The sequence below is a fragment of the Roseofilum sp. genome (assembly GCF_982964205.1).
In genome coordinates, this window is sequence record NZ_CEZBFX010000094.1 from 1 (window position 1) to 19,826 (window position 19,826).

Sequence of the window (19,826 nt, forward strand, 5' to 3'; positions counted from 1 at the left end):
ACCTAAATCGTGAGGTTTAGGAATCCCCTCGCCTTTAGGCAGGGGTGGATGTCAATCTAAAATGGTCTATTTCGTCCCATTGTCCTTTACTCTATTAGCAGACGGCTTAAATTTAGTACATCCATGTTTGGTCTGATCGGTCACCTTACTAGCTTAGAACATGCCCAATCCGTTGCCAGGGATTTGGGATATCCAGAATATGCAGATCAGGGATTGGATTTCTGGTGTTCTGCTCCTCCACAGACAGTGGATGATATTACAGTCACCAGCGCTACCGGAAAAGTCATAACCGGTAAATATATCGAATCCTGTTTTCTCCCAGAAATGTTGGCCAATCGTCGGATTAAAGCGGCCACTCGCAAAATCCTGAACGCTATGGCCCATGCTCAGAAACAGAAAGATGAAGATGAAATTCATATTACGGCCTTGGGTGGATTTTCCTCGATTATTTTTGAAGAATTTAATCTTCATGACAACCCACGGGTTCGTAATGTGGAATTAAACTTTCAAAAGTTTACAACGGGTAATACCCATACCGCTTATATTATTTGTCAACAAGTAGAACAGGTGACGGCTCAGTTGGGGATCGATCTATCCCAAGCGACGATCGCCGTTTGCGGTGCAACAGGAGATATTGGGAGTGCTGTCTGTCGATGGCTGAATCAGAAGACCGATGTGGCCGATTTACTCTTGGTGGCTCGCAAAGAGGATCGCCTGAGAGCGCTACAATCGGAACTGGGACGAGGTAAAATTCTGAGCTTAGAAGAGGCTCTCCCCCTAGCGGATGTGGTGGTTTGGGTCGCCAGTATGCCCAAGGGTGTAGAAATTGATGCGTCTACATTGAAACACCCCTGTTTGATGATTGATGGGGGATATCCAAAAAATTTGGGGACTAAACTGCAAGATACGGATATTTATGTGGTCAATGGTGGGATTGTAGAGCATTCCCTGGATATTGAATGGCAAATTATGGATATTGTGCAGATGGATGTGCCCGAGCGACAGTTGTTTGCTTGCTTTGCTGAAGCCATGATTCTAGACTTCGAGCAGTGGTATGAGAGTTTTTCTTGGGGTCGTAATCAGATTACAGTGGGAAAAATGGAGAAAATTGGTAGTGCTTCAGTAAAACATGGATTTCGTCCCCTGCTATTACCCCAGGTTTAAGGCTCAGAGTTGAGTACAGATGACCCGAATCCGATAAAATGAGAGACGGGTTGAGAGAAAATGTGATTCCCCTTTAGTGAATGTGAATACTCCTGAACGTAAACCCCTACTCCTGGATTTTGAAAAACCGCTGTTTGAACTAGAAAACCGAATTGAACACATTCGGCAATTGGCAAAAGAAAACAGTGTCGATGTCTCCGATCAAATTCATCAGTTGGAGCAGCGCTCCGTTCAACTGCGAGAGGAGATTTTTACCAATTTGGCTCCCACACAACGGTTGCAGTTGGCTCGCCATCCTCGCCGTCCCTCGACGTTGGATTATATCCAGTCGATTAGTCAGGAATGGATTGAGTTACATGGCGATCGCTGTGGAGGAGACGATCCAGCCTTAGTTGGAGGGATTGGTCGTATTGATGGGCGATCGGTTGTCATGCTTGGCCATCAAAAAGGCCGGGATACTAAGGATAATGTGGCCCGTAACTTTGGTATGGCTTCACCCGGGGGCTATCGCAAAGCCATACGATTGATGAATCATGCCAACCGCTTTAAAATGCCCATTCTCACGTTTATTGATACTCCTGGAGCTTGGGCAGGACTGCAAGCAGAAGAATTAGGACAAGGGGAGGCGATCGCCTATAATTTGCGGGAAATGTTCCGCCTTGATGTCCCCATCATTTGTACTGTCATTGGTGAAGGCGGATCGGGGGGAGCATTAGGGATTGGTGTGGGCGATCGCCTATTGATGTTTGAACATGCCGTCTATACCGTCGCTACTCCAGAAGCCTGTGCTGCCATTCTCTGGAAAGATGCCAAAAAATCTCCCCAAGCAGCAGAAGCGCTAAAAATTACCGCCGAAGACTTAAAAGAATTGGGGATTTTAGATGATTTATTGCCGGAACCCCTCGGTGGCGCTCATAGCGATCCCCTAAAAGCTTCTAATATTCTGAAAACGTCTATTCTTCGCCATCTTTCTGAACTCGATGCCCTATCTCCGCAACAACGCCGAGACCGGCGCTATCAGAAGTTTAGACACATTGGAGTCTTTTTAGAAGCGTCAGCCTAGACCCTTTCCCTTGTGTTAACAGGGGCAATCGGAGTTATAATGGCTCCCAGTAACAATTGTTTACATTTTCCTCATTACCGATTTGAGTTTTGCTGATCCAAGAAGTTTAGATTACAACGGCTTGACCTCCCTGGCATGGGCTGTCCAAGCTTCTTCAGCTTTATTCCAATTGATCCAAAGTGTAGCCTTAGTCTCTAGCTACACAGCCTCTCTGCTGATGTCAATCCTAGATCCTTCCGATCGCTCCAAAACGATCTCAAACCCCATTACTTCCCCCATCAGCAGCCATCGAGGAATGGAACAATACCTCAAAGTCAGTAGCTCGGCTTAAGTAGCTCTGGCCCAGATCCTAGTGCAGACCAAGTTCCTCTTTGTCTGTCTTTGCTCACCCACCTAAACTGAAAAGAGAGTTTTCAATCTTATGACTATTGCTTCCTCTAATGGTTCTCCCTCCTTGAGTTATTCTTCGGATAAGGATGCTAAGGAACATCAACCGTTATCGAGTCGGCCGGATCGCTCTACCACCCATGGTGCGGAGTCAAAAATTTCCCATCCTAGTTCTGATGTCAGTAATCAAGCCTTAATGGATTCCGTACAGACGATGTTAGCGGAACTCGGCGAAGATCCAGAGCGGGAAGGACTCCTGAAAACCCCCAAACGGGTTGCAGAGGCTATGCGCTTCCTCACCAATGGCTATCATCAATCCTTAGAAGATCTGGTCAATGGAGCCATTTTTGATGAAGGCCATGATGAAATGGTTCTAGTGCGTGATATTAATCTCTTTAGCTTGTGCGAACACCACATGCTGCCGTTTATGGGTAAGGCCCATGTGGCCTATATTCCCAATCAAAAAGTGGTCGGTTTAAGTAAGTTAGCTCGGATTGTGGAAATGTATTCCCGTCGCTTACAAGTGCAAGAGCGGCTGACTCGCCAAGTGGCTGAAGCGATCCAAGAAATTCTTGACCCTCAAGGAGTGGCAGTGGTGGTTGAAGCCAATCATATGTGTATGGTGATGCGCGGTGTGCAAAAGCCTGGATCTTGGACAGTAACTAGCTCGATGGTGGGTGTGTTTAAGGAAGATCAAAAAGTACGTGAAGAATTCTTAAACTTGATTCGTCATCAACCCAGCTTCTTCTAAGGGCAATTTTTTATAACTTTCTGTTCAACAAGGGGCTGGGGCCCCTTGTCCTTCAAGGTATCGTAGAGAAAGGGTTGGTTAGGATAGTTAGGTTATGGTTTGAGGCAATAGGCACTAGAAAAATGTCCGAACTCTCGCTTTCGCAGCTATAGCAAAGTTCAATCAAGGGAATAAGGTCAATATTCAGGCAAGAGGACAATTACCGGGCTGGATAAAACCGTAGCTTAAAACTATTTAAATAATTGGAAGATTAGATTTCCATAGCTGTATTGTCTGTCATTCTAGTTAATGAAGAAAGCCAGAAGAAGAGCATTGGAAGACTAAGGGGGTTAACTGAGTCTGATGATTAATATTTTTCTGCTAGAGCAGTTGATTCAGTTGATTAACCACAAGACGGGATTAGCGATCCGCTCTAAGGATCGTGAGAGTTTGAGCCAGAAGGTCGTCCATCGTACTCGATGTTTACGAATGTCTTCAGTTGATGATTATTATCAACATTTGGCTACTCCCAGTCACCGTAGTGATCGAGAGTGGGAGGCGTTGATCGATCTATTGACAACAGGGGAAAGTTATTTTTTTCGCGATCGAGGACAAATTCAGCTTCTGCGAACCCATTTACTACCCGAGTTGATTAAGATACAACGTCATCAGGCTGGCGATCGCGATCGCCCCAGTTTTAATGCCTGGAGTGCTGGATGCTCCACGGGAGAAGAGGCCTATTCTTTAGCCATTTTGTTAATGGAGCTAATTCCCGACTGGAGAAACTGGCATCTGCGGGTTCTGGGAACAGACATTAATGCCATGGCGATCGCTAAAGCAAAGACCGGATTGTACAATGACTGGTCTTTTAGACTCGTTGAACCCAGATTAAAAGCCTCCTATTTCAAACCTCATCAAGAACTCTGGAAAATCAACCCTGATGTCCAACAATTAGTTCACTTTCAAACCAGCAATCTCATCCTAGACTCCATTCCTCAAGACCAGGGTCAGTTCATACCATTTGACTTAGTCATTTGTCGCAATGTCTTCATTTACTTAACCAAAGAAGCCATTGATATTTGTTTACAGAAATTTTGTAATGCCCTTCACAATAAAGGGTATTTTATTACTAGCCATACGGAGTTATATGGTCATAACTTACAGTGTCTGCAAATCAAGGCTCTTCCGGAATCTATCGTGTACCAAAAAAAATGTGCTTTGATGAATGGCAAGACATCTTCCGAGCAGAAAAAAAGCACTTCTTTCTTCCATCCCTTAGCCCATAATTCGGGTTTAAAGTTACCTTTTTCTGACAATCAGATTGCCGCTCATATTTCCGTTAATCCTGATGATTTAACCCTTTACAAACTTCAAGATTTACCTCAGAAGAATCAGAATCAAAAAACATCTAAGATAGAAAAGTATCCTAATCTGATTAAAAAATCTCTAGACTATTTAGAAGAAAATCCAAAGAATTTCACGGACTTACTATCGATGGCAAAATCCCATGCCAATCTGGGAGAACTAGACCTAGCTATCCAATATGCTCATGAGTGTTTATCTGTTAGATCATTTGCTATTGATCCCTATTATTTACTCTCACAAATTGCAGAAGAAAAAGGAGAACTAGAGCAAGCAAAGATCTACCTAAAGCGGATTATTTATTTAGAACCAAAATCAATCTCCGCTTATTTAGATTTAGGGTCTCTGTATGCTCAACAAGGGAATAAAGTACAAGCTCGCAAGTTTTGGAACACTGCCCTAGACTTACTTCAAAAACATCCTCAAGATGCTAAAATAGGAACATCAGAAGAATATACAACTAAAGAATTATTGAGGTTTATTAAGAACCGCTTAAAAGAACTTCAATAAACTTCAAAATAGGGATTATGAAAAAAAAACCGTTTATTACCTTTAGCCTGAACGGTTCACGCTACGGGATAGAAGCTCTATATGTAGAAGAAATTTTCTTCTTACCTGAGTTAACCCCCGTTACCGAAGTTGCACCAAATATTGCCGGAGTTCTCAATCTAAGGGGTAAGATTATTCCAGTTATGGATCTAGAATCTAGACTCGGATATGAAACTCAGGAATACCAAGTCAGTGATAGCGTCATTGTCTTGCACTCTGAAGACATACTCATGGGTATCATTGTCAATCAAGTCCATGAAGTACAGATAATTGAAGAATCAGAGATCTCGACTCAATTTTCCCAAGGGCGTTCAAAACATACTCTTAAAAAATCACTTCATTGGCCATCTATGACCCCTTGTATGAGGGGATTGGTACAAGTGGAGAATCACATTATCATGATTTTAAATATTGAGACTCTACTCCAACCTGTAGAAACTGAGGAGTTAGCAGGCATTGATCCAGGAATTGAAGAAGAAGAATTTATCTCTGAAAATGAACAATTTCATGCTCACAGCCGAACTTTATTTTGTCCCCATGCCAGCCAAAAAGAGCGAGAAGTTTTTTACTCCAGGGCGAAAAATCTAAGACAATCTCTAGCTCATGAAGATATCAAAGGTTTAATGCCTATTGCGGTTATTGGTTTGAATGAAGAATATTTTGGTATAGATTTAGAATTAGTACGCGAATTTACTCCTATTGAACGAGTCACACCCATTCCGTGCTGTCCCCCTCATATTGTAGGTAATATTAATCTCAGAGGTGAAATTGTTACTTTAGTGAATATTGGGTTTATTCTACACCTAAACTACAATCGGGTTCCCTTGCGAGCAGTTGTGGTCGCTACTGAAGACTTTGTGGTTGGTGTGGTCGTTGACAAAGTTTTTGATGTCATCTACTTGTCCAAATCGCAAATCAAACCCATTCCTACGGCCGTGCATGTGGTAGATGAAGAATATCTACGGGGAACAGTAGCTTATCAGGAAAAAATGATGGGACTTCTCGATTTGAAAAAGGTTTTGAATCACTCAGAATTACGAGTCAATGAAGCCAGCTAGTTGTATTATTAAGGAGTAAATATAAATGTTTTTAAATTTAAAACTGAGAGAAAATTTACTATTAAGTTATGCAATTCCCATTGGTTTTACAGTGTTTATTTCTGCCTGGGTTTATGTCGTAGCACAGCAGGTGTTTGCAACTTTTACAACAGTAGAAAGAGTCCAAAAAAATATCATAAATGTTGGTGATTTAAGCTTAAATGGGCAGGGAATGATTCGCAGCAGTCGAGGATATATAGCTGTTCAAAATCTCCAGTTTTTGCAAGAATATCAAGAATATTCACGCCAATTTGATACGGTAGTCCGAGACCTCCAAAGTTTGGTAAAAGATCCACAACAGGAGATTCGTTTAAACGAGATGATTCAGATGAAAAAGGGATATCAACAGTTTTCAGACCAAACTCATGTTTTAATCAATCAAGGCAAGAGAGATGAAGCGGTGGCTCTATTTAATTCCGGTCAAGGAATGCAGTTTGTGGCCCTATTCGATCAGTTAGCTAATCAATTTTTATCGGTTGAAGAGGACTATCTAAAATTAGAAACTGAAAAAGCAAAAGATTCTATGAATACATTGATTTTGGTTATTTCTTTAGGAACGCTATGTTTAATTGTGGTAACGGTCTCTTTCGCCTTTTGGATTTCTGGAGGATTGGCCAAAATCATTAATCAATCTACAGAGGAAATAACTGCGTTTTCATCAGAAATTGTGGCCACGGTGGAACAGCAAGAGCGGACGGTCACTCAACAAGCATCTTCGGTGAATCAAACCACAACAACGATGGATGAGTTAGGAGCGTCTTCTCGTCAGGTTTCTGAGCAGGCAGAAGCATCAGTATCAGCAGCTCAACAAGCCTTGGTATTAGCCCAAGGAGGTAGTGATGCGGTAGATAATACACTGCAAGGGATGGAAGATTTACGGGAAAAGGTGAGTGCGATCGCCCAACAAATTGTTTTGCTCAGTGAACAGACTGGGCAAATTGGTAATATTTCTGCCTTAGTCAGTGATTTAGCCAATCAAACCAATATGTTAGCCCTCAATGCTGCAGTCGAAGCAGTACGAGCCGGAGAGCATGGTAAAGGTTTTGCAGTAGTGGCCAGTGAAATCCGCAAATTAGCGGATCAAAGTCGCAAATCAGCCGATAAAATTAATGCTTTAGTGATGGATATTCAAGGGTCGATTAATTCAACGGTGATGGTGACGGAAGAAGGAACAAAAACGGTTAGTTCTGGGGTAGATATTGCTCAGAAAACCGCCCAAGCCTTTAGTGGTGTCGCTGAAGCGATTAACGATGTAGTGTTGAATAACCAGCAGATTTCCTTAAACATTAAACAACAGGCGATCGCCATTCAACAAGTCGTAGAAGCCATGAATAGCATTAACCAAGGAGCCAAAGAAACCGCCTCCAGTATCTCCCAAACCCGCATCGGGACTCAAAAACTTAACGAAGCTTCTTTAAGCTTGAAAAGTATTATTTAAGACGATTTAATACTCCTACTTTAGCGATCGAAATCAACTCCAATCTTGACATACATCACACCCTTCTCTGATAGTCATCACCCCGATCGGCTTCATCTTTCCTTATCGTACAAATAGTATGAGTTTTAATCGAAAAGTTATGATTCAACTACGCCTACTCCCCTTTGCCATACCTGAACTCTTTGCCCAAGTCAGCACAACCCGCACTCTCACTCAAGCTGACTGTTACGGACTCTTAGCCGCTGTCCTCGAAGATTCCCTCATTGATGAGGAACGAGCTGCCATCGATCGCCTCCTGCACGCTGTCTACAAAGGGCGCATCCAGACAGTCGATGAAATCTCTGCTATCGTCTAGAAATTCCCATGAACTACTTGGCCCATCTTCTCTTAGAAGGAGATGATAGTGAATTTCAACTGGGGAACCTCCTGGGTGATTTTGTAAAAGATGTTGCCTGTGACAGGGAATAGGGAATAAGAACAGTTTTTAATTGATTCAAAAATAATTTAGGATAATCCAGCTCATGGCCCAGCTCAATCACCAAAAAATATTTGACCTCCTGATCGACGAAGTCCTTGAAGCTTATCCACATATTGAGGGTAAGTTAGACTTCGTATCTAGAGATATTTTAGAGCATCTGAAATCTAGGAGCAATCAGGTCAAAGAAAGATTGCGCCAGGGATCTTTCACAAAAGATGATGGTCAAATCGATCAGCGTGAGGCTTTTTTACTCACCTGGATTGAGAAAGTATGGGAAGCACAAAATGGCAATCAAGAGTTATATGAAAAATTGCTCAACCACTTAAATGGAACACCACAAGAGTTTGACTTATATGACAGAGAGGTACCTTAGCTTAAAGGTCTAAAAGCTAAGGTCTGCTCATCCGTCAATCATCGTAGTGCGGTCAGGGTACTAGAAGTTGGAGAATTTTCCTTGTTCTCCAACTTCTAATGTAATACCCTGCCCACTATCTGTTCTAACGACCTAATAACTCTTCGGCTCGCTTGGCTAGGTTTTCCGCCCTCAAGCCGTTGTACGCCATAATTTCCCCAGCGCTCGAAGCCGTTTCTCCCCGTTTCCAAGCAAAGGTATCCCGCTTACAGGTACTACGCAACATCACTGGTTCTAATAAGGCACTAGCTCCTCCAGTAATGCCAATTAAGGCATCACCAGCAAACAAACGATCAAACCCAACATCATCTAAGAAATGGCTATCCTTTTCGGTGCAAGTTTCCCAAGCGACATCGGTGGGACGATATAACCGTCGGGGATTAATTACGGAAACGATACGCACGCCAATGCCCTCATCTTCTAATTCTAGAGCGGCTTCAAACGTGGGAATTAAAGGCATATCACCAATCACAGCAAACACGACCTTCTGTTTCCCTTCGGTTTCATGGAGAATGATTCCCCCATCTTGAAGAGCCTGACGAGTTTGGTCGAGGGTAGTCCGAACCGGTAAGGGGGATTTACTGGCCGTAATCGTAATTCCTTTATTCTTAGTTCCCAATGCCCATTCATAACATACTTGGATACTGTTGGCATCGCAGGGGAAGAGCGGAAAAATATTACCATTGCGCATCATGGCAGCAAAATAGTTTTCAATTTCTGGCCGTTGGTGCGTCCAACCGTTGCGCCCTTGCTCTAATGCTCCAGCAGTAAAGAGGGTAATGGTTGAGGGGGTGGGACGGCGCAATTCTGCCATCGCTTGAGTTACAGTTTGCCAAATGGGCAGGCCGTTGATGGCGAAGGATTCATAGGAACACCAGAGGGTACGCGCTCCAAAGAGGGCAAGACCTGCTGCTAACCCTGCACAGGCATCTTCACTTAAGGGTTCATAGACTTGGCCTTGGGGCCCTTGGAAGTAGTCTTCATCAGGGGTGGGATGGAGGATTTTCAGACCGATATTGACGTTATTAATCCCCGATGCAGCATTACCATCAGCGTTAGTCAACAAGAAATTAGGGTCGGTTTTGCCCACATGAACGATTAACTCACCCATGGCAGTGGTAGCTACTTTTTTGTCACCTTTGACGGGATATTCAGTGAGGGGCAGTTGTCCGAGTTCGGGTACGGGGAGTTCTTTTTCGGTGACGACATGGCCAGAAGCAGGGCCTCCAGCAGCGCGCTCAAAGTTGGTGCGAACGAGTTGCCAGCCTTCAGGGGTGAGGGCGCGTTCTTGAAGGGCACTCACGATGTAGTCTTTTTCGGTGTTATCTCCGGGATAGAGGTTGTGGGATTTTGCGCCACGTTTGTGAACACCTGCACCTTTGAGTTGTTTGACAATCAGGACGGTCAGTTTACCCCCTAGGGCAGATTGGGCGGCTTGGTGGGTGGCGGCGAGGAGTTCTTGCACGAATTCAAGCCGGTTTTTGAAGGAGAATTGGGTGCTGTCCACATAGTCTCCGGGTTGGTTGGTGTCGTCGAAGTCTTTGGCGTTGACGAGGATGACTTCTTCAAAGCTGTTACCTTCCCAGTATTGGATCATTGCTTCGTTGGTTTTGGTGGAGACCATGCTGTGGTGTTCTTGGGAGTAACCGTTCCAAACGAGGATGGGGAGGAAGTTGGTGATGTGGGGAAAGGCGGTGTGGAAGTGGCCGAAGCTGCTCATGATGTAGGGTTCGCCGAGACCACCGTCGCCGATGGTGACGGGGAAGAGGATGCCAGGGTGGAGTTTGGCTCCGGCCATGGCGAAGTGTTGCCCTTGGCCGAGGGGGCCGGCTGGGTTGAGGAGTCCGGGGATTTGGCCGGAGAGGTGGCCGAGGAGTCCGTGCATTTCCCGAAAGCGTTCGCGCATTTGTTGCACGGTTTGGATGCCCATGTCTTCGAGGGAGCGGTCGAGAAACATATTGCTGTAGAATCCGGGGGCGTGGTGACCGACTTCGGTGAGGATATTTTTGTGACCAAGCATGACGAGGGCGGCGATCGCCTCGGCAATACTAGCAAATCCACCAGGATGTCCCGATTGTTTGGAGGCAGTGATTTGTAGGGTCAGATACCGCAAGGCATCGGCCGCTAGGAGCGTTTGGTAGGCGGCACGCGGGTCGCTGGGGGAGGCAATCGCCGTTTGTCCTGCTTCAATAGCAGGTTGGGTTCCGTAGGTGGCAAATTCTGGGAGGCTGTCAGCAAAACATTGGATACCTTGACAAAAGGAGGGGATAGTGATATATGCGGTCATGAGCAAAAAATCCTCTGGCGTGGTTGGAGATGGTTAAATAAATCTTACAATGTTGCTGGACAGTCCATTGGGTACGGTCTATTGGTTAATTTCCTAGAAAACCATAAATAAGAAATTATAGATAAAAACTTTTCCATCGAAATATAGGGAAAAAAAAGAGAGGAGAACAGGAGTAGAGTGATAAATTTAACTGATTCTTCAGTAGAGATGAGGACTCGGTTAACTGGGGTAAGTTGATTAATAATCTCAGACAAAAAAATTACTGCTTGAGACCAGTCTAGGGATGAAAATTAGGGTATAAAAAACCAGAGTAGTGTTTAGTCATACCCTTTATATACTGAGAAAACGAAAGGGGCTGAGGAATGGAGTTACAGTGAAGACCCTTGCTAGAATTGTATTTCATAAGGCGGGTCGCCCTCGGATTGACCTGATTGCCCTCTAGAACTGAGAACCCCTGTTAATGAAAGCCTTTAGTTTTTCCAAGGTTCCCCCGATTTATTTTGGTGCTGGCCAAGTTCAAGAATTATCCAATTTAATTACCCAATTCGAGGGTAAGAGAGTTTTGTTGATGACAGGGGCCAAGTCTCTAGATGCATCGGGTAAGTTAGACGAGATTAAGACTAATTTAAGTCGGTCAGGTCAGGTGGTGTATCACAGGATTTGCGATCGCGAACCGACCGATGCTTTGATTGATGGTATCTGTGCCGAGATCCGCGACTTCTCGATTGATGCGATCGTCAGTATTGGCGGTGGTAGTGTGATTGATGTGGGAAAAGCGATCGCCTGTGATATTCCTCCAGAGTCTGGGGCGATCGCTCATATCCAAAGCCTGGCAAGCAACCCATGCTTCACCCACCCCAAAATTCCCTTAATTGCCATTCCCACTACCTCTGGTATGGGAAATGAAGTTACCCCGAAAATGGCGATCGACCGGGTCGAAGCTCGAGGAACCAAAACCTTTTTCACTCACCCCCAATTTATCCCAGATGCCGTCATTATTGACCCGGAACTCCTGATTTCCTGCCCTCCCGATCTCACGGCTACCTCTGGGTTAGTCACTTTATCCCACTTAATAGAAGCTGAGTGGGCCCTGCATACCTCAGTCTTAACGGAAGCTATTATCTGGAGTGGCTTAGAAGCTCTCAAAGATAATTTGCTGCTCGCTTGTGCAGTCGGAGCCACTAGCCAAGCAGTGCGCGGAAAAATGGCCTATGCTTCCTGTGCATCCGGTATTAGTCAATCGAATAGTGCGATCGGACTGCTGCAAGGACTCTCTCTCACCCTCAGTAGTTTTTGCCCCATTCCCTATCGTATCGCTTGTAGTACCTTAGCGGGTTCTGCTCTGCGGATGAGCTTAAAAGCGCTGCGAACCCGTTATGCCCAAAATCCCATTCTGCTCAAAATTGCTAAAGTTGGAGAACTCTTTGATGGCCGAACTCACCAAAGCCCCTATTATTATTGTGATGCCTTAGTCAATATTGTAGAAGCGTGGGTGCAAATTCTCCCGATTCCTCGTTTGGGTCAATATGGCATTCGTGCCCAGGATCTGCCTCCCGTCATCGAAAAAACCCTCGATTACTGCCCCAATGTAGATCTACATCGAAATGAGATCTACTCCATCTTACAGGACAGATTGTAGTACTTTGGGCTGTCAAAGACATGAAACAAGCTGGTAATCGATCATCAGTCATCGGTCAACTGCTCTTCTTCGATGGGTAGAGGGTAAGCCAATCTTATTGATGATAATGAAAAATTATATAAAATAAGTCTTGCTATCCCTTGGGCTTATGTATACACTGAAAGTATGAAAGCAATCGGAGCAATGATTATGTTCAATTTTCTCTTCACCCAACGTCCTACTCACCCTGAACTGCAAGAAAACGATCGCACCATTACCCATTACTTAAATCCTTTACGTCGATGCCTCAATCGGTTAGAAATCCGTGATGAAAGCATGGCCCATTTTCTCTGTCGTTTGATTCCAGTTCAGTGTCCTTTTGCTCGCGACCTCTATTTATTCGGCCGTAAAATCGGTTATATTCCCCCCTTGTGCAAGTTAAATCCACTCTATGAAGAAGTGGTTGCCCTGCGATTCCGCGCTCTGTGTTATTTGGCTGATGAATGTGGACAAGATATTCACATTTATTGTTAATGTGAGTTGATTCAAAACCGGTTACATTTGTTTTTAAATTCAAAGGTAAACTGTATGTGGATTCTTGTCGATCGTCGCCTTCCTCTTTCCATTCCACCCTCAATTCTAAGAAATGATTAGCATATTGATTTCGGATTTCATTCTTTTCAATAGATGCGGCAAATTTCATATCTTGAGCATGAAATTGTTTTCCATAAATAAAAAAATAACTATTCAGATGTATTGTATAATTATGAAATAGGTTTTGAATGGCAAATTCAATATCTTTAATTTGGTAATTATAAGAAGATTCTCCTCGTGTTTCCATGGAAACGATAAAACTTTCAATATCATCTGGGGAACAAAGGAGTTGTATTGCTTCTAAGATAGAGGTTTTACCGCAATTATTGGCTCCAACGAGTAGATTTAAACGACCGAGATCTTGCAGCTCTAAAGATTGCAAGCCACGAAAATTCTCAATTTTGACGCTTCTGAGCATAGAGCAAACTCGCTAGAAGAACGAGAAGAAAACCAATAGAAGTTTAACATAAGGAGAGAACAGAATTTGGTATAATTTAATGAGTTCTTGCTCTATCCAAACCCATGAGTACCCAACCGAAAATTATTGTTCTTGACGACGATCCCACCGGCTCACAAACGGTACATAGTTGTTTGTTGCTGATGCAGTGGGATGTGGAAACCCTGCGGTTTGGTTTAACGGATGATTCGCCGATCGTATTTATTTTGACGAATACGAGAGCGCTAACTCCAGAAGAAGCGCAGCAGGTGACGCTGGAAGTGTGCCAAAATCTAAAACAGGCGATCGCCGCAGAACAGATCGAAAACTTCTTAGTTGTCAGTCGCTCGGACTCCACGCTGCGGGGCCATTATCCCATTGAAACCGATGCGATCGCCTCCGAACTCGGCCCCTTTGATGCCCATTTTCTCATTCCTGCGTTCTTTGAAGGCGGACGGATCACCCGCGATAGTATCCATTATCTGATGATCGACGGAACCCCAACCCCCGTCCATGAAACCGAATTCGCCAAAGATTCCGTCTTTGGTTACTCCCACTCCTATCTTCCCGATTATGTTGCCCAGAAAACCCAAGGTCAAATTAGCAGCGATCGCGTCCAACGGTTTCTACTCGAAGACATTCGCGAAGGCAGCTTTGACCGCTTGATGACCCTCAGTAATAATCAATGTGGAGTCGTAGACGCAGAACATCAAGTCGATCTAGACTGGTTTGCTGGTGACTTATTGCGAGCTAGTTCCCATGGTAAACGTTTCCTCCTCCGTAGCGCTGCCAGTATTCTTACCTCCCTTGCTCAACTGCCTTCCCAACCCGTCATGGCTGAACACATGAATCAATATGTGCGCGAAGGCAAACCGGGCGTAATTTTGGTCGGTTCCCATGTACAAAAAACCACAGAACAACTCTCCCAACTGCTGGAAGAGCCAGAAATTAGCGGTATAGAAGTCGATGTGAGCCATTTACTCAAAAATGACCCAAACAGTCAAGAAGACCTCATAGAAAGCATTTTAAGCCAAGTTCAAGACATCCACAGCCAAGGCAGAACCCCCGTTATCTACACCTCCCGCCAAGAACTCACCTTTCCCACCATTCAAGCGCGGCTCGACTTTGGCAAACAGGTGTCTCACGTCCTAATGAGTGTAGTTCAGAACTTACCGGAAGACATCGGCTATTTAATTAGTAAAGGCGGAATTACCTCTAATGATGTCCTCAGTCATGGGTTAGCTCTGCGATCGGCTCGTCTGCTTGGCCAAATTCTAGCCGGATGTTCCCTCGTGCGTACTCCCATCGATCATCCCCGGTTCCCCAACTTACCCGTCGTCCTCTTTCCAGGGAATGTCGGCGATCGCCACGGGTTAGCCACCGTCTATCAACGATTAAACCAGCCCTCTGCTCACTGACGCAACTTAACGGGATCTTAGCCGTACCATTTTATGAAATTATGGTTAAAAGAGTTTTGCCGCTCCCCCACCCTAAGCCATCCGTTCTTAGGTGCGGAGCAGCACGACTCCGTTGGAGGAAAACACATTTGGTCAACGCTAACAACTCAACTATGAAATACCGCGCTTTTATTTCTGTCATCTTAGCCTTGTGTTTGAGTCTGATTACCGCCTGTAGTGAAGGCCCAGCCGTAGGCAGCGACTACACCTACGATGATATTAAAAACACAGGTTTAGCGAATAACTGTCCCCAATTGGAAGAAACCGCTAGAGGTTCCATTCCCCTAGATTCCAGCAAGACCTACGTCTTAACTGATTTATGCTTGCAACCTAATGACTATTTTGTTAAAGAAGAAGCCACTAGCAAGCGTAAAGAAGCTGAGTTTGTACCCGGTAAAGTGCTTACCCGTAAAACGTCCAGCCTTACTCAAGTTTATGGAGACCTGACCTTTAATTCAGATAAAGCTCTGACTTTTGCTGAAAAAGGTGGAATTGATTTCCAAATTGTTACCGTACTCCTACCTGGAGGTGAAGAAGTTCCCTTCTTCTTTACTATCAAAAATCTCTTGGCTCAAAGTCAACCGAGTGCAGATAGCATCAATACCTCAACTGATTTTGAAGGTAAATTCCGGGTTCCTTCCTATCGGGGAGCAACCTTCCTCGATCCAAAAGCCAGAGGGGTAGCGACCGGTTATGATAATGCCGTTGCCTTACCTTCTAGCGCAGATGCTGACGATTTGACCCTGGCTAATGTGAAACGGGTTCAAGTGGGTGAAGGAGAGATTTCTTTACAAGTCACGAAAGTTGACCCCAGCACTGGAGAATTTGGTGGAATTTTTGTCAGTGTCCAACCTTCGGATACTGATTTAGGGGCCAAAGAGCCTGTAGATGTGAAAATCAAAGGTATCTTCTACGGTCGTGTGGAAGAAGATTTGAGCTAATTTCATCAGACTTTGATTGAAGTAGGGACGAAGAGTGTTCGTCCCTATTTTTTTGCCAGTGCTTCATGCTAGAGAATAGGGAATGGATTTTAGAGGATTAACCAACCCAGAATTTCTTCGACACTCAACTGTAGATCAATCCCTTCTAAAATGGGCAGTTGTGCGTCAGTCGTAAATAAATCAATGCGTTGATTTTCTCGAATGACCCAAGTACTTTCTTCTGCGGGATTAATGAGCCATCCCAGACTGGTGCCTGCTTGCGAACAATGCAATAATTTATCTAAGGCCTGAGAGTGATTTTGGTGAGGCGATAAAATTTCAATAGCCCAATCGGGATGAAGTCCAAAACGATTGGCAATTTTTCCGCTATCAGTTCGGGGAATTCTTTCCCAGCGAAAGACAGCAATATCGGGAACCATAGAACGTCCTCCGAAGGTACAGCGCAGTTCGGGAAACGCACAAGCAACCTTAGCCGTTTCTGCCACTGTATTAATCGCCAAACAGAGCCTGTATTGTAAGCGACTATGTTCACCTTGGGGCATCGGTTTTTCCTGAATGGTTCCGTTGAGATATTCTAGAGCCGGTTTGGTTTCTGGGCGCTCCAGAAATTCCTCTAAGCTTAGGGATGGAGTTAGGGCTTGAATCATCTGGATTAGGGGATTGATGGGATTTTATTCTAGCAAGTTATAGTCATTCCAATTAAGTTCCGTACAGTTTGACCAACTCATCCAGAGTTGTACCGGATGGAGCATATATCCTTTGCTTTTTGAGACTCGTGGCGATCGCCACTTCTGTAACAGTCCTAGAATTGAGTCAAGACAAGAGAAAAGTTTTCCCAGAGTGACAAAAAAGAATAAGTATCCCCTATCCCTGCTATATGACCTAAAAACAAGAAACCACCGAAAAATCTGTCGGTGGTTCAAAAGGAGAGTCATAATCATTAAATCCAAGGGTTCTAAAGCTGATTAAAGCTATGGAATCAAGGCCGATCTATTTTGCACCTACTAATTCCGGTTCCTTGTCCCAATTAACCCAATCTTGGGCTTTTAGGAACGTGGTATAAAGCTCTTCTTCTCGGCTGCCTGCTTCTGGACTATAGCAATATTCCCAACGTACCAGGGGAGGTAAGGACATCAGAATAGATTCAGTACGGCCATTCGTTTGTAAGCCAAAAATAGTTCCTCGGTCATAGACGAGGTTAAATTCTACATAACGTCCACGGCGATAAAGTTGGAAATTACGTTCGTGTTCTCCAGCTTCTATATCTTGTCTACGCTCAATAATGGGAAGATAGGCATCAAGGAAGGAGTTGCCACAACTTTGAACAAAGGCAAAGATCTCTTCCCAAGTATGAGCAGTGTCGCCAACTTTCTGACTATATTGTGCAGCTTCTCCTTCAGGTTTGGGGCCTCGATAGAGTTGTCCCCGACCATCTTGGTAATCAAAGAAAATTCCACCAATACCTCTAGCTTCTTGGCGATGCTTGAGGTAGAAATATTCATCACACCAGCGTTTGAAGGTGGGATAATATTCTGGATTGTGTTTATCGCAAGCATCCTTAATGGTTTGATGGAAGTGAATCGCATCTTCGGTAAACGGATAGTAAGGTGTTAAATCAACACCACCGCCAAACCACCAAACCGGGCCGGCTTCAAAGTAGCGATAATTCAGGTGAACGGTGGGAACATAAGGGTTACGGGGATGCAACACCATTGATGTTCCTGTCGCAAAGAAGGGATGACCCGCTGCTTCAGGACGTTGGGTAAGGATAGAAGAGGGTAGTCCCTCTCCCCAAACTTCGGAAAAGTTTACTCCACCTTGTTCAAAAACTCTACCGTCTCGGATCACTCTGGAACGACCGCCACCTCCTTCGGCCCTTTCCCACTGGTCTTGTTTAAATTTAGCTTGACCATCAATCTTTTCTAGTCCTTGGCAGATGTTCTCTTGCAAACCCATCACCCAGGTTTTAAACCGTTCGCGAGAATCTGTAGGGGGGAGGTTGGAGGTTTCAGAATGACTCATAGTAACTTCGTAATAACGTTGTAGACTCTGTTGGTTTTGTTTGGAATTTCAACTCTAATCACTCTATAGTGATTAAGCTCAAATTGATGATTTTTTTTCAAAACTTAATACTGTAAGGAGTATAGGCGATCGCTACACCACTCGACTCCATTCGCCTTAACCTAGGGAAAAAGGAGCCTAAACATCTGCCTAAAACTCCCCCCTACAGTCAGCTTTGTGCTCAGATTATCTCGGCGATCGATCAATCCCACTCTAGATCGACAAGCGTTCTCTTTATGGACTTTTGCATACAACAAAGAAGAACCGTAAAGCAATGTAAATATTTTATGAGAATTGACGACCAATTCTTATCTTCGTTATAAACTGATGTATCGATAAACTGATTTTGCACCTGATTATGGTTAAGACGCTCTCACAACCCACGATAGAAGAACTCAAGCCAGGGGTAAAAGCTCCAGTCAAGGAAACCCTGCTGACCCCTCGGTTTTATACGACTGATTTTGAGGCTATCGCCTCAATGGATATTTCTAGCCAAGAAGCTGAACTTCGGGCTATGGTAGCTGAAATGAAAGCGGACTATAACCGCCATCACTTTGTCCGGGATGAGAGCTTTGACCAATCTTGGGAACATCTGGATGAAAAAACCCGCGCTACATTTGTAGACTTCTTAGAGCGCTCCTGTACTTCTGAATTCTCCGGCTTTTTGCTCTTTAAGGAACTCTCCCGTAAGCTCAAAGACACTAAGCCCCTATTATCAGAAATCTTTAATCTAATGGCGCGGGATGAAGCCCGTCATGCTGGATTTCTGAATAAGGCCATGAGTGATTTTAAGATCTCTCTAGATTTGGGTTATCTGACGAAAAACCGCACCTATACGTTTTTTAAGCCAGAGTGGATCATCTATGCGGTCTATCTGTCGGAAAAAATTGGCTATTGGCGCTACATCACCGTTTACCGTCATTTAGAGAAACATCCAGAATATCAGTTTTATCCGCTCTTCCGGTTCTTTGAAAGCTGGTGTCAGGATGAAAACCGCCACGGGGATATTTTTACAGCCCTATTGCGATCGCAGCGCCATATGTGGGATAGCTGGACAGGACGGCTCTGGGCCCGCTTTTTCCTGCTCACCGTCTTTGTTACTCATTCTCTCACTGTAGATGAGCGCACTGACTTTTATGAAATGATTGGTTTAGATGCCAGAGAATATGACCAAACTGTAGTTTGCAATACTAATGCTACAGCAGGTCGGGCTTTCCCAGTCATGTTAAATGTAGATCATCCAGAATTTTTCCCACGGGTTTATCGCTGTTCAGAGCGAAACATGGAGCTTGCAGCGATTGATAAGAGCAATGCACCTAAAATTGTCAAATTCTTCCGCAAACTACCCTTAATGGCTGGAATTGGCTGGGATATGCTGCGTCTATATCTAATTAAACCCATTGATGCAGAAGCTATCCGAGATACCGTGTGTTAAGCCAGAAACCCGGTTTCTATGAATATCTTTGACACTCAGCCAAGATTGAAAATAGAAACCTGGCTTATGTTTTTCTTCTCTAGAGAAGAAAAACATAATTCTTTAAGGATAAAGAGTATAAAATAGCCGTTATAGGAGATAGGGAATTTCAAAGTGTAAGGCTAGGAAAGTGGCTTTATTCAAACAGTCTACTCTTTAGCCTCCTTGTCATCCCTTAAGAAACAAAACAAAAGGTCTCTCTGAATCAGAAAGACCTTTTGCCAAAAATGGACCTGGCACCGAGCTATTTTGCCCAAGGGTGACCCCCAAAGTATCGT

Annotated in this window: 17 protein-coding genes and 1 pseudogene; 14 read left to right on the forward strand and 4 right to left on the reverse strand. The window is 44.3% G+C overall.

Features of this window, described 5'->3' with window-relative positions:
- The first annotated feature begins 123 nt into the window (after nt 1-123).
- From AC3A14_RS18625 to AC3A14_RS18665, 9 genes are all read left to right on the forward strand, one after another.
- Nucleotides 124-1,164, forward strand: coding sequence for a long-chain acyl-[acyl-carrier-protein] reductase (locus AC3A14_RS18625; protein ID WP_318719442.1), 1,041 nt, complete (start codon nt 124-126; stop codon nt 1,162-1,164).
- Nucleotides 1,165-1,246: 82 nt separating this feature from the next.
- Nucleotides 1,247-2,227, forward strand: coding sequence for an acetyl-CoA carboxylase carboxyl transferase subunit alpha (accA, locus tag AC3A14_RS18630; RefSeq protein ID WP_271938623.1), 981 nt, complete (start codon nt 1,247-1,249; stop codon nt 2,225-2,227).
- A gap of 421 nt (nt 2,228-2,648) precedes the next feature.
- Nucleotides 2,649-3,365, forward strand: coding sequence for a GTP cyclohydrolase I FolE (folE, locus tag AC3A14_RS18635; protein ID WP_413038759.1), 717 nt, complete (start codon nt 2,649-2,651; stop codon nt 3,363-3,365).
- Between the two features lie 342 nt (nt 3,366-3,707).
- Nucleotides 3,708-5,216, forward strand: coding sequence for a CheR family methyltransferase (locus tag AC3A14_RS18640; RefSeq protein WP_318733983.1), 1,509 nt, complete (start codon nt 3,708-3,710; stop codon nt 5,214-5,216).
- Nucleotides 5,217-5,233: 17 nt separating this feature from the next.
- Entirely contained in the window at nt 5,234-6,313 is a 1,080-nt protein-coding gene (locus tag AC3A14_RS18645) for a chemotaxis protein CheW (RefSeq protein WP_318733982.1), read from the forward strand.
- A 25-nt stretch (nt 6,314-6,338) separates the two neighbouring features.
- Entirely contained in the window at nt 6,339-7,790 is a 1,452-nt protein-coding gene (locus tag AC3A14_RS18650) for a methyl-accepting chemotaxis protein (RefSeq protein WP_318733981.1), read from the forward strand.
- Between the two features lie 139 nt (nt 7,791-7,929).
- Nucleotides 7,930-8,145 carry a hypothetical protein gene (locus tag AC3A14_RS18655; protein WP_278003030.1) on the forward strand — a complete coding sequence of 72 codons (216 nt, stop codon included), beginning with the start codon at nt 7,930-7,932 and terminating at the stop codon, nt 8,143-8,145.
- Nucleotides 8,146-8,153: 8 nt separating this feature from the next.
- Nucleotides 8,154-8,258 (forward strand): ACP phosphodiesterase, encoded by a 105-nt coding sequence (locus AC3A14_RS18660; RefSeq protein WP_487779102.1) that lies wholly within the window; start codon nt 8,154-8,156, stop codon nt 8,256-8,258.
- 53 nt (nt 8,259-8,311) lie between these two features.
- Nucleotides 8,312-8,641 carry a hypothetical protein gene (locus tag AC3A14_RS18665; RefSeq protein WP_318698222.1) on the forward strand — a complete coding sequence of 110 codons (330 nt, stop codon included), beginning with the start codon at nt 8,312-8,314 and terminating at the stop codon, nt 8,639-8,641.
- 124 nt (nt 8,642-8,765) lie between these two features.
- Here AC3A14_RS18665 and AC3A14_RS18670 read toward each other — a convergent pair whose 3' ends face one another.
- Entirely contained in the window at nt 8,766-10,967 is a 2,202-nt protein-coding gene (locus AC3A14_RS18670) for a phosphoketolase family protein (RefSeq protein WP_318733980.1), read from the reverse strand.
- Between the two features lie 460 nt (nt 10,968-11,427).
- Between AC3A14_RS18670 and AC3A14_RS18675 the strand changes: the two genes are divergently transcribed.
- Both AC3A14_RS18675 and AC3A14_RS18680 read left to right on the forward strand, forming a co-directional pair.
- Nucleotides 11,428-12,606, forward strand: coding sequence for an iron-containing alcohol dehydrogenase (locus tag AC3A14_RS18675; RefSeq protein WP_318733977.1), 1,179 nt, complete (start codon nt 11,428-11,430; stop codon nt 12,604-12,606).
- A gap of 189 nt (nt 12,607-12,795) precedes the next feature.
- Entirely contained in the window at nt 12,796-13,119 is a 324-nt protein-coding gene (locus AC3A14_RS18680) for a Mo-dependent nitrogenase C-terminal domain-containing protein (RefSeq protein WP_318733976.1), read from the forward strand.
- A gap of 49 nt (nt 13,120-13,168) precedes the next feature.
- Here the strand turns inward: AC3A14_RS18680 and AC3A14_RS18685 are convergent.
- Nucleotides 13,169-13,597: pseudogene (locus AC3A14_RS18685) on the reverse strand (AAA family ATPase); the annotation flags it as partial.
- 104 nt (nt 13,598-13,701) lie between these two features.
- On the opposite strand from AC3A14_RS18685, the gene AC3A14_RS18690 reads away from it, so the two are divergent.
- Both AC3A14_RS18690 and psbO read left to right on the forward strand, forming a co-directional pair.
- Complete coding sequence (locus tag AC3A14_RS18690; RefSeq protein ID WP_318733974.1) at nt 13,702-15,033, forward strand: four-carbon acid sugar kinase family protein; 1,332 nt, start codon at nt 13,702-13,704, stop codon at nt 15,031-15,033.
- Nucleotides 15,034-15,185: 152 nt separating this feature from the next.
- Nucleotides 15,186-16,013: a photosystem II manganese-stabilizing polypeptide gene (psbO, locus tag AC3A14_RS18695; protein ID WP_318698213.1), complete on the forward strand. Its 828-nt coding sequence runs from the start codon at nt 15,186-15,188 to the stop codon at nt 16,011-16,013.
- A gap of 89 nt (nt 16,014-16,102) precedes the next feature.
- Here the strand turns inward: psbO and AC3A14_RS18700 are convergent, their stop codons facing one another.
- On the reverse strand, nt 16,103-16,660 hold the full coding sequence (locus AC3A14_RS18700; protein ID WP_318733972.1) for a Uma2 family endonuclease: 558 nt from the start codon (nt 16,658-16,660) through the stop codon (nt 16,103-16,105).
- Nucleotides 16,661-17,003: 343 nt separating this feature from the next.
- A complete protein-coding gene (gene hemF / locus AC3A14_RS18705) occupies nt 17,004-18,035 on the reverse strand; it encodes an oxygen-dependent coproporphyrinogen oxidase (protein WP_318733970.1) in 1,032 nt (343 codons plus the stop codon).
- Between the two features lie 397 nt (nt 18,036-18,432).
- Between hemF and acsF the strand changes: the two genes are divergently transcribed.
- Nucleotides 18,433-19,509, forward strand: coding sequence for a magnesium-protoporphyrin IX monomethyl ester (oxidative) cyclase (gene acsF, locus AC3A14_RS18710; protein WP_271936125.1), 1,077 nt, complete (start codon nt 18,433-18,435; stop codon nt 19,507-19,509).
- The last annotated feature ends 317 nt before the right edge of the window (nt 19,510-19,826 follow it).